Below are 13,086 nucleotides of genomic sequence, written 5' to 3' on the forward strand. Positions count from 1 at the left end.
TTTTTCCAGTAAAAGGAAGAATAAAGAATAGGGGGTTTTCGCAAATATTTTTAAAGAGAATTTGTTGAGAAGTAGTCAACCATGCCAACGCTTTCTTAGCTTTTTTTTCGAACGATTTAGGAATTCCTTTAGAAATGGGAGCGACAATGATTCTAACAAATGGACGAACGTGCATTCTGATAATGAATTTGCTAAAATAGTAAACGAACTGGAGGTGGAAATGTGTTAGAAGAAATCACGTTTATTCATGCGGCTGATTTACATTTAGACAGCCCATTTAAGGGGTTAGCTTCTGCACCTGAAGCTATCTTTCAAGAAGTACGGAAAAGTACATTTACAGCTTTGGAACATTTGGTTCATAAGGCGATTCGATACCAAGTAGACTTTATATTACTTGTAGGAGATTTGTTTGACAATGAGCAACAAAGCTTGCAAGCGCAAATTCGACTAAAACGGGCTTTTGAAACGCTCCAACAATATAATATTACCGTGTTTTTATCTTATGGTAACCATGATCATGTGGAGGGGAATCCTCGTTTTGTTCCTTATCCTAATAATGTGATTGAATTTTCAAATGAAACGGTATCTTCGTATACATATGTCAAAAACGGCGAACCCGTTGCAGAAATTTACGGTTTTAGTTACGAAAAACGAGCCGTGTTAGATAATAAAGTGGGCGAATATGAGATAAAGAATCCAGCTGTAACCTTTCATATTGCTATGTTACACGGAAGTGTGCAAAGTAATACAGAGCACGATACGTATGCACCTTTTAAAATATCGGATCTTACAGAAATAGATATGGATTATTGGGCACTAGGACATATTCATCAACGACAAATCGTAAAACAGACACCTCCAATTATATATCCGGGAAATATTCAAGGTCGACATCGTAAAGAAACAGGAGAAAAAGGCTGTTATTATGTTCGCCTTACAAAAAATGAACCACAGCTGGAATTTTTGCCACTACAAGCTATTCAAATTAAACATGTATCCGTAGACATTACAGCGTGTGACACTGTTTTTGATATGGAGAGCGTGCTATTAGCAACACTAAAAGAGATGACAGCTGTAACACCACAGTTAATCGATGTACAACTAGAAAGTAAGAATGAGCATATCTATGAATGGGAACGCGATGGACACGTAGAAGATGTGATCGATGTAGTCAATGAAACACTTCAGCAATTTCATCCTTGGTCGTACATTTTTCACTTTACAATTTACGGGCAAACAAATATTGATGAAACATTATATGATGGCAACCACTTCATTGGAGAAATGCTCCGTGAAGCTGAAAAACAGCCAGTGCAACCGTTGTTAACAGACCTTTATAAGCAAAAGCTAGCACGCAAGTTTTTGCCGCCGTTAACAGAGGAAGAACAACAAGCGATAAAAACAGCGGCAAAACAACTTCTTGTTCATGAACTGTTAAAGGAATGAGGGAGAAATGTGATTATTCAACGAGCAACCATTTTTGGGTTTGGAAAATGGGTGAATGAGACCTTTAATTTTTCTAATGGTCCAGTCCATTATATTTACGGAGAAAATGAATCAGGCAAGTCTACTTTGCATACATTTATTCTATTTATGTTATTTGGCTTACCACCTAAACAATGTGAATTATATCGCCCGAAGACAAGCGGACAATTTGGAGGTAGATTGCATGTTTCTCTTCATGGGGATATGTGTATAATTGAACGTTTATACAAAGGTAGGCATAGCGAAGCGGTTATTTATACAGCAGATGGGGATGAAAAAGGAGAAGTTTGGCTTCAAGATAAGCTGAAAGGAATGACGTTAGCAACTTATCAGTCTATTTATTCTTTTTCTGCTAAAGATTTAATGGGCATATCCGACATGCAGGCGGATGACCTAGGAGAGGTTATCCTTGGAATTGGGTTAACAGGGGTGAAAAATTTATATACAGTAGAAAAACGATTGGATCAGCAACTAGGAGCGTTATTTAAACCTTCTGGAAAGAACCCAAGTATCAATCAACAATTAACCAAGCTTCAAGAAATTCAAACAAAGGCCATCGATTGGAAACGGATAGAATTAACGTACCAAGAAAAACAAAAGCATATAAAGGAATTAGAGCAATCGTTAAAGGATATAAAACAAAGTATTAGTGATCAATATGAAGAACGATTTTTTATAGAAAAACAAAGACATGCCTTGCCAACTATTCAAGCTTTTCAATCTATCTATAAGCAATTGAAGCAGATGCCAGAGAAAATTTGTTTTCCTGAAGCGGGAATAGAGCGCTGGGAGCAGGTAAAAGAGAAGCTCTTGCCTTTAAAGAGTAAACAAGCTGTTTTAGAAGCAAACCAATCGCGTTACCATAATGAAATAAAATTATTAGACGAAACATTGTTACCAGTGGATTTAAATCATGATGGAAAAAACGTGTTGGAAGAAATGGGACGATATGAACATTTCCGGGATCAAACAGATAATTTGTCGCAATCAATACAAAAACAGCAACAACAGTTTCAGACCATTTGTAGCGACCTCCAATTACCGATAAATCGTGAAGAGGTAAGTAAACTAGAGTTGTCTATCTTTACGGAAAAGAATTGGAAGAAAATAAAAGAGGATTTAGACCAATTAGATGCAAAACAAATGCAACTACAGCTAGAAAAACAACAATTGGCAAAGCAGCGGCAGAAACTGATGGAAGAGAAACAAGCTATTCAAGAACGGATGGCTAAAGAACATCAATTAAAGCAATGGAAAGCACAACTACAACAAGCACAAACGTCTGATCCTTCCTTATCCATGGATCAACAAAAAAGAAACGCAGTTAATTGGCAGCAAGAAAAGCAGCGAAAACAAAAGCAAGCACGATCATTCTTGCTTAGCGGGATCATTGTTGCATTCGTTTTAGCATTTGCGGGTAGTGTTACGAATTATAACATGCTTCTATTTGTGGTTCCGTTTGTAGTGATTTTAGCTTTTTTTCAATGGAAGATGCGGACACAGTCGATAAAAGAGATGGACAGATGGTTTACAGCGTCGACAAGTGAGCTGCGTTATTCTATAACAGATGACGAGAGAGAACGTCTAGAACAATCTGTGGCTCAAGAATTACAGTTTCGCACAAAGCGTGATACAATGGACGAACAATTGAAATCGGTCGATGTAAAAGCGTTACAACAAGAAGAACAACAACTACTTTTATCGGAGCAAATGAGGCGCATGGATGAACGTATTCTTGCTGAGCAACGTATTTATCCATTTTTAGCACAACTTGCCCCCCAATATTGGGTAGATGTCTTTCATAGTTTAAAACAGTTACAGTTTATTCACAAACGAATGGAAGAAGATGAAACCATTTACAATGAACAAGCACAACAGATGCAGACAATTCATACGAAACTAAGCGCGTTTATCGAACGTATAAATGGGGAATGGTTGGATCAGACTGTGCAAACGCAATTTCAATATGTAGAAGATGCCTTGACACAAAATGAAGCACATCTGAACCAACGATCGTATTATGAGAATCAGTTAGCGGAAAATGAATGGGCATTGCAACAGGTATACGAACAAATGAAGCCTTTAGAATTGGAAATGAATCACTTATTAAAAGCAGCTCTGGTAGAAAATGAAGAAGCGTATTACGAGAAAGGAAAGCAGAAGCAACGATTGCAATCACTCAAGCAACAAGAGGAAGAATTAGTAGCGCAACTTGATTCCTTGTTTCCTAAAGAAAAGTGGCAAGCATTGCTATCTAATACCCCATCTGTTTTTGACTTGGAACAGGAAGGGGAAAAAGTGCATCAAATCATTACAGAATTAGAGACGCATTTAGACGAACAACAGCAAAAATTAGCAAAGGTTCATACGGAAGTAGATATATTGGAGAACAAAGAAGATTTTTCTACATTGATTCATCAAAAAGAAATGGAGCAGGAAGCATTACATCAACAAGCTAGACATTGGGCGACATTAAAAGTAGCAAAAGAAATGCTATTACAGGCGAAGCGATCTTATCAGAGTAAGTATATAAGTAAGGTGATGGAAAAAACCTCAGTCTATTTTCGCGAATTAACCGTAGAGAAGTATCGCTGTGTTTACCCACCGACTGTAGGGCGATTTTTTACGGTAGAAAAAGAGGATGGTACACGTTTAAATGTGAAAGAGTTATCTCAAGGTACGATGGATCAATTATATGTTGCATTACGTTTAGCGGTTAGTGTAAGTATGAGTGAAGAACATGCTTTACCGTTTATTCTTGATGATGCATTTGTACATTTTGATTCGTTACGTACAAAGCGTGTCGCAATGCTACTTGAACGCATTGCACAAGAGCAACAAGTGATCGTTTTCACGTGTAAGCAAGGCCTTGTTGAAGTAGCGAAAAAAAGAAGTTTTGTTCAAATGTTAAATTCTATTCGCATTCATTGACAATAAATGATAAACTATTTGCAGATTATATGATTATAATGCATGTGGAGGGACATCCAGTGCCAGAGAAAAATGAATACAAAGACTGGGAAAAATATGATGAAACAATTGAAAAATTCATTCAAGTCATTGCCAAAAATATGAACCTTTATGGCCTTACATCTTCAGTGGGCAGATTATATGGTGTATTATATTTTTCTAATAAGCCAATGACTTTAGACGATATGCGTGATGCACTTGAAATGAGTAAAACAAGCATGTCGACAGGTGTGAGGACGCTGTCAGAGATGAAAATGGTGGAATCCACTTTTAAACGTGGTATTCGGAAAGACCTTTATCAATCAGAAGAAGATTGGTATAAATCTTTTACTTCTTTGTTTGGCAATCGTTGGCGTCACCATACGGAAACAAATATTGAAGAAGCGGAAGAAGCAATGGCGGAACTTCAACAGATAGCAAAAGAAACAGAAGATGAACAATTAAAAGCAAAGATTCAGGCGGATATAGAACGGTTACAGTATGCTAAAAATTACTATGAATGGTTAATGAAATTTATCCAAGTGATTGAATCAGGTGAAATATTTAACTATATACCAAAACATTAATCATCTTTTAAGGTAAAACAAATATCCGGTGTCTCCTTACCAATGATGTAAAAAATCCTTGCTTATCATTTATAGCAAGGATTTTTTACACTATAGGAAAGTATCAGGTTTTTATAGGGTTTATAGTATAAGTAAAACGGCGGCGCGTTTTCCGCTATAAGAATTGGCGAAAAGCCAAGTTTTCCTAAGCTGTTTTTTACTGTGTACTTAAAAAACAGTCTTCTCCATAAAGCATGAATGGCAAGCCTAGGTTTCTCTTGAAAGGAACAAATAGAGAATGAAGAATTACTTTATCTCTTCAGCATTTTCATATCGGCTGTCTAAAAAATCCACAATATGAATAATATACCCCTCAATAGATTGCGGTTTTCGAACACAGGCTCCCCACTCTGGTAGCCCGTGATGGCAGAGGATGCAATGTGACATTTGATGAATAGCTCCTAAAGATAATTCTATGCCTTCTGCTTCGATTATCTTTGTAAGGATCAATACGCCATAGGGAATATGACCAACCATTACTCCTAATTCATCCATTGTAATTCCCGCTTGCTTTCTATTTTCTAAATCAGAATGGACAGCTGTAGGGAAGAGAAATTTAAATGCTTCAAATGTTTTTCCAGCATGGTCGTACTCTAATAACTTACCAATATCGTGAAATAGAATGCTCGTCATGATTACATCATAGTTAGGTTCTTGTTCCTTATAGACCATCATACCTTGCAACATATCGTAGAGGTGATCTATGGTACCTTTCCAGATAAGTTGTTGATTTTCACTTGTTTGAAATTGCGACCATAATTCATTTTTATAAGCTTTTTCTACTACACTAATTAGCTTCATGACAGCTTTATAATGATTTTCTTCCATTTTAATTATATATCTAGCAAATCTCATTAGGCCAACCGTATGCTTTAATAGGCCACCTAAATAATTATGGTGGTACCCTTTTGCGGCAGGTCTAATTCTAAACTGATCCCAAAATTGACGCATTGCCCCTAATGCGATGTCTTTATATGGTAGTGCTAATTCATTTAGATAGGAAAATAGTTCAATAGTTAAATCGTCTATATTTTGTTGGGTATAAGCTAATAATGAGAACGGGTCTATCTCTTCTGTGCAAGGAGTTAATTGATGAATTGTTAAAGACTTATGTCCGCGAAAATCATCGACTATTCCTTCAATGTCAAAAACAGCGTATTTCTCTAAAATAGGTTGATACTTCTCTACAGCACCTTGATTATCCCACATTTTTGTATTTATCGTACCAGCATTATTGCTGAACAGCATTTTAAGATACTGCTTGTTTGTTTTTGTTTTTTGTACATGAAATTCATTAAGAAGTACTCGAACTTTCACATGGTTACCAGGGGATTCATCTGCTATGTTAAAAAACTCCGTAGAATCAGGTAAAACGGGCGTTGGGAATTGGTTAAGAATTTCTTTTCGTTCTGCTTCATTGCAGTTAAAGGTGATAGGAACAAAATTGTAAAAATAAGATAATGTCATTATGTATCATCACTCCATTTTACTAAGCTTAATTAAGTGTATCTTAAATCATGTTTTATCGAAAATAATTTGCTATAAACCTTAAAAATTTAAAAATTTCCTAGAGTGAAAAAAAGGCTCTTAACTTCGTTTGAAAAATTCCTATTTGTTTGTTGCATCCTTGTTCTGAACGAGCATAGATACTATCCTTTATAAGGAAAAGTGATATTTCATATCGAAGGTTATTTTTTCCCTTAGAAAACATATACTTGTACAAGAGACAAGTAGGAGGAGATAATATGATACTCGGTGTACCTTGGTGGGTGTTTGCTATGATTTTACTCATTTTTGTTAGCGGATATATGGCTTTTCGGGGAATGGTTGCTGAAAGAAGAATGGAACAGCATTTCATTGAGCAAGAAGGGGAAGTATACATGGAGCGTGTTAGAAAGGGGAGGGAGTTGAAAGAAAGGGGGAAACAAGCAACTGATGAATAAACAGAGGCTAGTGCCAACGAATGGCCTAGCCTCTGTTTTACATTGAATATTAACCTTTTGCTTCTGTATCTTCAGATTCTTTATTCTTGTCTTGTTTAAACAAATCTTTGTATTTATCAATTTTCACTTTAACGTCTGCGTCTTTAATTAGCTTATCAATTTTTTCCTGCATTTTAGTAGGATCCATTTTCTTTGTTAATAGCTCACGACGTAAGTCTTCTTTTACATCTTCATATTTTCCAAGTTGTTCTTCTTTATCGCGAATATCATTTACTTTAATAATATGGAAACCATGTTGTGTTTTGACTGGATCACTAACTTCATCCTTTTTCATACTATAGGCAGCATCTTCAAATTCTGGCACCATTTGTCCCGCAGAGAAGTAACCTAGGTCGCCACCTTTTTCAGCACTACCATCTGTAGAATATTCTTTTGCTAAGTCACTAAATTTTTTGCCATCGTCTAACTTCTTCTTAACTTCCTTAGCAGTCTTTTCGTCTTCTACTAAAATATGCTGTGCTTTTATTTCTTTGTTTTTACGGTCGTAAAGCTGTTTCAATTCTTCCTCTTTAATGTCTACATCTTCAGCGATCGCTTCTTCCTGCAATAAGCTAATTTTTATCATGTTACGCAATTCATCTTCACTACCGAATTGCTGTTCAATAGCCATATCATATTGCTCACCAAGTTGGTCTTTCATTTTTTTAATTTCTTTATCAACTTGATCGTCAGAAACATCGTACTTATCGTTAAGTACTTCTACAGTCACCAATTCCTGTAAAACTTCTTCGCCATGGCGATCCTTTAGTACTTCATAAAACTCATCTTTCGTTATATTTCCAGCTCCAGTTTCAACGACAGCTTCGTCATCTCCAGAACTACACGCGCCTAGTGCTAATACACTAGCAGTTAACGTAGCAGCAATTGCTATTTTCTTCATACTCAAACACTCCTAATCTGCTTGTACAATAATTCTCCCCTAGCAATTAATATAACATAAAATGAAGTTAAAAATACAGTTCATTTCTAAAATAACAACAAAAAATTTTCGTCAATAGTTTGGTTATACCATTGCGTTCATCAATCGCAAGTAGGAACTGACTAGAAGAATTGTAATCATTAGATTAATGACTCGGAACATCTTGCCTTGTTTTAGTGCTTCCATTTCCATTTTAATACACAATTTATGCGTTAAAGAATTAAAAATAAGAAATATTATAAATCCATAAATGAGAAAAATGATATTCATGGTACCCCCCCCTATATTTAAAGAACAGATTATACTTATTGGCTCTAAAAAGGAACGACGAAGGGCTGTTAATCTCCTTGTCATTTTAAAATATCATATTCTTTACTGTATCAAAAGTTTAATCATCTGAATAGGGGTTAATTGGTTTCTTTATCCGATTAGAACATCATGTTGCCGTACCATCTAAGCATGAAACAATCCTACTATTCTCAGAACGTAGGGGATAAACAAATGCGATATAGTAAAAGCCGAACAATAAAATTGGTATTGTTCGGCTTTTTTAAGAGATAAGAAAGTATAAAAGTTTGATGCTATGGGGCCGGCTTCATCGCCAAGCAACTAGGCGATTTCACGAATCACCTTACGATAAGTTATCATCGGTTCGTGCCTCAATAGGAAGGCCTACTAAAGACGGGTTTGCCTTAGGGCGCCGGAGCGTGATTCCTAAAACATTCGTTAATTCGCTACACTCGCTATGTTGCTAAACGGGCCCCCCGAGCCTTTGTTCACATTATAGGGAGTATATAATTTGCGGGTTGAAATTTTTTAGTTAGCTGTTTGGATAAAGCGTAAGCACTTCTTTAGGTTATGAACCTTGAATTAGTATATCTAAGCCATTGCCGTCTTCATTATTCTCTATGAGTGAACATTTGGGCGCTTTCCAGAGCTGACAAATATATAGTAAATCAATGAAAGCAATGCCGATATTTACGGATGTAAGTAATAAAATGTACACCGAATAGGAGTGAAAGTAATAACTGGCAACAACTCCTGGAATAGTTAATAAAGCGGTTGGTGCTATAGTTGCAAGTAAATACGCTTTTTTGGTTAAGTGATATTTTGTATAATAATAGAACACAGGAAAGCATCTATTTTTAAATTTAAAGACGATTTTCATACGTTTATTCATTAGAATTAAAGGAAGTATGTGCATGGACGAATGAATCATTGGTAGAAGCATGAGAAATAAGAAGAAAGGTAAAATTCCGATCTCACTGACTTCTGCTGTTGAACCTTGTGCCATAGTTATTACTACATATAAAAGAATAAAAGAGAACAACGTAATTAAGCTTGACATAAGAAATAATCGATTACGACCAAAGTCTTTTGCAAGGTTGATGGATTTCCAACAATTCATGTGGATCCCTCCAATTCCTATAAAATGTTACTTATCCTTCAAGAATCATAGTAAAAATGGCTGCAAAAAGCAATAGGTTTGAAGCAAATTTTTTACTTGTTAAAAAATGTTTACATTTACCTCATAGAACAGTAATTGAATCTACAATTAGTTGGGGGTTCTTTCTTCCCCCTGAATGTCAGGAGCTTTAGAAAAACATAGCTTATCGGCGAATATTATGGTGAAATCTTTTTATTTGCGAACATCAGATGAAACGCCTTTTACCATACGGGTGTGCTCCTACTTATGCTATAATAGAAAAATAGGCTGGAAAGGAGAAACGAGGGAATACCTATGAAAAATGAGGCAGAAACGTTTGCTTTTCACTTGCATTTACTTTCCAAAATTATTGATAAGGAAACACACCCGTTTACAAAGCTAATTATAGAACAAGGTGTAACAGAAGATGAATACAATCGCTTAATTCACTTACTTGATCTGCTAGAAAACCAATTAAAAAAACAAAAAGAAGCAGGATTATTAGATTTTTCTTCCTTATTGATCCATTTTGCTGGTATGCTAACTGAAAAATTAGCACCTCATCAAACTATTTATGCACTAAAAAAAGAAGGATATTATCCTTCTTTAATGAATGAGTTTTTAAAAATCATGGAAAATTTAGGGGATTAGCATACAACATACATGTGTTTTCTTCTGAGAAGCTGGCAATCTTATTTTACGGTAAAATAATGAATTCCACTGCCTGCTTTACAGCTTTATTGTCATTTTGCTAATCCTTTTTTACCTCACGAAATACATCTTCCATTTTCTGGTGAAACTGAATTATCTCTTGAAGACGTTCTTCCGTAGCTTTTAATTTTAAATTAGTATGATTCCTCTTTATTTCTTTCATCATTTGCTCCAATTCTATAAATGCGCTTTTTTGTTGATTCACCGCTTCTACCCACTTGTTCAAATAAGAAATCATAAATGCTTTAAATAATTGTGTATGCGCTCTATAAAGACTTTTACGCACGCCTTTCTTCCAAACGCGTGTGACTAAATTTTGGTCTGCGAGCGTTCGAATACTTGTACTCATCGCCGTTTTACTTTTTCCTAGGGCCTCCGCCATATCATCTAGTGTCATCGGTTTGTCAGCTAAATATAAATATGTAAATAGTCTTGACTCTAATGGTGTTAGTCCAAACATTTCGATAGTCTTTGTAAATTCAAGTAAAATTTTATTGTTTATATTCTCTGTTTGAGGTTTATTCATAAAATCCTCCTAAAACCTTGATATATAAAGGTTACACTAAATAGCAAACGATTAAAACTTTGTCATTGGGTAGTAATTTAAAGCATATTGAAGTTATATAAAGAATAACGTACATATTTTTTGTTCAGTTTTAACTGTATAAAAAATATGTACAAAACTTAAAGAATTTAAAGTTTGTGTTGTAAATACAAAATAGTTATAGTTGTAAAGTAAGTAAATGACATGTTCCGAACTGTTGAAAAACTATGAAAACTTCATGCTAGTTTTTCAAGGGGCTTGGTATGTAGTCGCAATGATCAAAAAGTAGTAGTACGATTGCATGATCATTTGCGCAAACTAAATAACGAGGTGAAAAGTGTGCCGATAGTAATAGAGGCAAAGAATGTATCTAAAATATTTGGAAAGAATCCGAAGCAATCCATTAAGTTATTGGATCAGGGTTTATCGAAAGAAGAAATATTGAAAGAGACTGGTAATACAGTTGGAGTCAATCGAGCTTCTTTTTCGGTAGAGCAAGGTGAAGTGTTTGTAATTATGGGGTTATCTGGTAGCGGGAAATCTACTTTAGTTCGAATGTTGAACCGACTCATTGAACCGACAGAAGGTACGATTTTGATCGATGGTGAGGATTTAGTAGCAATGGATAAGCAAGCGCTACGTAATGTTCGTAGACAAAAGCTAAGCATGGTTTTTCAAAACTTTGGTTTATTTCCTCATCGTACCATTTTACAAAATGCTGAATACGGTTTAGAAATTCAAAAGGTGGATAAAGAAAAACGGCAAAGCAAAGCAAAAGAAGCATTAGAATTGGTAGGTTTAGGAGGTTATATGCATCAAAAACCAAACCAGTTATCAGGAGGTATGCAACAACGTGTCGGCCTCGCACGTGCGTTAGCGAATGACCCGGAAGTGCTGTTAATGGATGAAGCTTTTTCTGCTTTAGATCCGCTAATTCGTAAAGAAATGCAAGATGAATTAATGGACTTACAAAATAAAATGCAAAAAACGATCATCTTTATTACGCATGATTTAGACGAAGCATTACGTATTGGTGATCGAATTGCACTTATGAAAGACGGATCGATTGTCCAAATTGGTACACCAGAAGAGATTTTAGTTAATCCAGAGAATGATTATGTAGAAAAATTTGTCGAGGATGTGGATCGTTCGAAAGTGTTAACAGCACAACATATCATGAAGCGACCGGAAACTGTTAATTTAGATAGGCATGGACCAAGAGTGGCGCTGGAACGAATGCGTGAAGAAGGGTTGTCAAGTATTTTTGTGGTAGATAGTAAAAGAAATCTTAAGGGGTATATCACAGCAGATAATGCATCTGAAGCAAGAAAATCAGGGATCAAGGATTTAAAAGAAATATTGAAAAATGATATTCCAACTGTAGAAAAAGAAACACCGATGCATGATATTTTTGATTTAATTTATAATTCACCTATTCCAGTTGCAGTTGTAGACAATGAAAAGTTAGCAGGCGTGATCGTTAGAGGGGCAGTAATTGCCGCTTTATCCAGTGAGAATGAGGTGAATTTACATGTTTAATAATGTCTTAGACGCTGTACCAAATATGCCATTAGCTAAATGGACTGATAACGCTACAGATTGGATTACAGAATCATTTTCCTTTCTATTTGATCCTGTGAAAGAACAGTTTGAGAAATTTATGGATGTTACTTCTGAAGCCTTGATGGGTGTCCCGCCACTTATTATTATTCTTGTTGTAGCAATTATAGCGTTCTTTATATCAGGAAAGAAAGTTGGGCTTGCTGCATTTTCCATTGTTGGTCTGTGGTTGATCTACAACCAAGGGTTATGGGATCAGCTAATTAACACATTTACACTCGTATTGTTGGCGAGTATTTTATCCGTCATTATTGGTGTTCCTATCGGTATTCTCATGTCTAAAAGTAATATTGCAACCGCAATTATTACACCAATTCTCGATTTTATGCAAACCATGCCGGCCTTTGTCTATTTGATTCCGGCAGTAGCGTTCTTTGGTATCGGAATGGTACCGGGTGTGTTCGCTTCCTTAATTTTTGCTACCCCACCTACTGTTCGCTTTACAAATTTAGGAATTCGTCAAGTTTCTGCTGAGTTAGTAGAAGCTTCAGAAGCTTTCGGAAGCACAGGTGCTCAAAAGTTGTTTAAAGTCGAACTTCCGATGGCGAAATCAACCATTATGGCAGGAATTAACCAAACGGTCATGTTAGCCTTATCTATGGTTGTCATTGCATCTATGATCGGAGCACCTGGTTTAGGTAGAGACGTTCTTTCAGCATTACAGCGTGCAGAAGCGGGAGCTGGATTTGTTGCAGGAATTGGTATAGTGATTTTAGCGATCATTATGGATCGTTTCACGCAAAGTATGAATAATCGAAAAGAAAAATAAGCTCATTGGTACCTTTTCTTAAAGAAAAGTTTCC

At 35.7% G+C, this 13,086-nt stretch carries 11 protein-coding genes; 7 read left to right on the forward strand and 4 right to left on the reverse strand.

Features of this window, described 5'->3' with window-relative positions:
• The first annotated feature begins 222 nt into the window (after positions 1-222).
• From BUB45_RS05355 to BUB45_RS05365, 3 genes are read left to right on the forward strand one after another with little or no spacing between them, the layout of a single operon-like run.
• A complete protein-coding gene (locus BUB45_RS05355; protein WP_073006064.1) occupies positions 223-1,446 on the forward strand; it encodes a metallophosphoesterase family protein in 1,224 nt (407 codons plus the stop codon).
• 9 nt (positions 1,447-1,455) lie between these two features.
• Positions 1,456-4,416: an ATP-binding protein gene (locus tag BUB45_RS05360; RefSeq protein WP_073006065.1), complete on the forward strand. Its 2,961-nt coding sequence runs from the start codon at positions 1,456-1,458 to the stop codon at positions 4,414-4,416.
• Positions 4,417-4,475: 59 nt separating this feature from the next.
• Complete coding sequence (locus tag BUB45_RS05365) at positions 4,476-5,021, forward strand: GbsR/MarR family transcriptional regulator (RefSeq protein ID WP_240458772.1); 546 nt, start codon at positions 4,476-4,478, stop codon at positions 5,019-5,021.
• A 285-nt stretch (positions 5,022-5,306) separates the two neighbouring features.
• Here BUB45_RS05365 and BUB45_RS05370 read toward each other — a convergent pair whose 3' ends face one another.
• Positions 5,307-6,527: an HD domain-containing protein gene (locus BUB45_RS05370; RefSeq protein ID WP_073006067.1), complete on the reverse strand. Its 1,221-nt coding sequence runs from the start codon at positions 6,525-6,527 to the stop codon at positions 5,307-5,309.
• A 278-nt stretch (positions 6,528-6,805) separates the two neighbouring features.
• Here BUB45_RS05370 and BUB45_RS05375 point away from each other — a divergent pair, with 278 nt between their 5' ends.
• Entirely contained in the window at positions 6,806-7,003 is a 198-nt protein-coding gene (locus BUB45_RS05375; RefSeq protein WP_084723544.1) for a sporulation YhaL family protein, read from the forward strand.
• A 49-nt stretch (positions 7,004-7,052) separates the two neighbouring features.
• Here BUB45_RS05375 and BUB45_RS05380 read toward each other — a convergent pair whose 3' ends face one another.
• Both BUB45_RS05380 and BUB45_RS05390 read right to left on the reverse strand, forming a co-directional pair.
• Entirely contained in the window at positions 7,053-7,943 is an 891-nt protein-coding gene (locus BUB45_RS05380) for a peptidylprolyl isomerase (RefSeq protein ID WP_073006069.1), read from the reverse strand.
• An 895-nt stretch (positions 7,944-8,838) separates the two neighbouring features.
• Positions 8,839-9,390 carry a DUF3267 domain-containing protein gene (locus BUB45_RS05390; RefSeq protein WP_073006073.1) on the reverse strand — a complete coding sequence of 184 codons (552 nt, stop codon included), beginning with the start codon at positions 9,388-9,390 and terminating at the stop codon, positions 8,839-8,841.
• A gap of 333 nt (positions 9,391-9,723) precedes the next feature.
• Between BUB45_RS05390 and BUB45_RS05395 the strand changes: the two genes are divergently transcribed.
• Positions 9,724-10,059 (forward strand): DUF1878 family protein, encoded by a 336-nt coding sequence (locus BUB45_RS05395; RefSeq protein WP_073006075.1) that lies wholly within the window; start codon positions 9,724-9,726, stop codon positions 10,057-10,059.
• Between the two features lie 100 nt (positions 10,060-10,159).
• On the opposite strand, the gene BUB45_RS05400 is transcribed toward BUB45_RS05395, so the two are convergent.
• The gene (locus BUB45_RS05400; protein WP_073006077.1) at positions 10,160-10,645 is read right to left on the reverse strand and encodes a GbsR/MarR family transcriptional regulator; all 486 of its coding nucleotides are present in this window, start codon (positions 10,643-10,645) and stop codon (positions 10,160-10,162) included.
• 357 nt (positions 10,646-11,002) lie between these two features.
• On the opposite strand from BUB45_RS05400, the gene BUB45_RS05405 reads away from it, so the two are divergent.
• Together BUB45_RS05405 and BUB45_RS05410 are read left to right on the forward strand one after the other, a co-directional pair.
• Positions 11,003-12,202 carry a quaternary amine ABC transporter ATP-binding protein gene (locus BUB45_RS05405; protein WP_073006079.1) on the forward strand — a complete coding sequence of 400 codons (1,200 nt, stop codon included), beginning with the start codon at positions 11,003-11,005 and terminating at the stop codon, positions 12,200-12,202.
• Positions 12,195-13,052, forward strand: coding sequence for an ABC transporter permease (locus BUB45_RS05410; protein WP_073006080.1), 858 nt, complete (start codon positions 12,195-12,197; stop codon positions 13,050-13,052). The genes BUB45_RS05405 and BUB45_RS05410 overlap by 8 nt, the downstream gene beginning before the upstream one ends.
• Positions 13,053-13,086 lie beyond the last annotated feature (34 nt).

The sequence above is a fragment of the Virgibacillus chiguensis genome (genome assembly GCF_900129865.1).
GTDB classification, from domain to species: domain Bacteria; phylum Bacillota; class Bacilli; order Bacillales; family Amphibacillaceae; genus Virgibacillus; species Virgibacillus chiguensis.

What these genes read in the sequence shown, in the direction of transcription:
- BUB45_RS05370 (WP_073006067.1), bottom strand. Translation starts at nt 6,527, where the DNA reads ATGACATTATCTTATTTTTACAATTTTGTTCCTATCACCTTTAACTGC.
- BUB45_RS05375 (WP_084723544.1), top strand. Translation starts at nt 6,806, where the DNA reads ATGATACTCGGTGTACCTTGGTGGGTGTTTGCTATGATTTTACTCATT.
- BUB45_RS05380 (WP_073006069.1), bottom strand. Translation starts at nt 7,943, where the DNA reads ATGAAGAAAATAGCAATTGCTGCTACGTTAACTGCTAGTGTATTAGCA.
- BUB45_RS05390 (WP_073006073.1), bottom strand. Translation starts at nt 9,390, where the DNA reads ATGAATTGTTGGAAATCCATCAACCTTGCAAAAGACTTTGGTCGTAAT.
- BUB45_RS05395 (WP_073006075.1), top strand. Translation starts at nt 9,724, where the DNA reads ATGAAAAATGAGGCAGAAACGTTTGCTTTTCACTTGCATTTACTTTCC.
- BUB45_RS05400 (WP_073006077.1), bottom strand. Translation starts at nt 10,645, where the DNA reads ATGAATAAACCTCAAACAGAGAATATAAACAATAAAATTTTACTTGAA.
- BUB45_RS05410 (WP_073006080.1), top strand. Translation starts at nt 12,195, where the DNA reads ATGTTTAATAATGTCTTAGACGCTGTACCAAATATGCCATTAGCTAAA.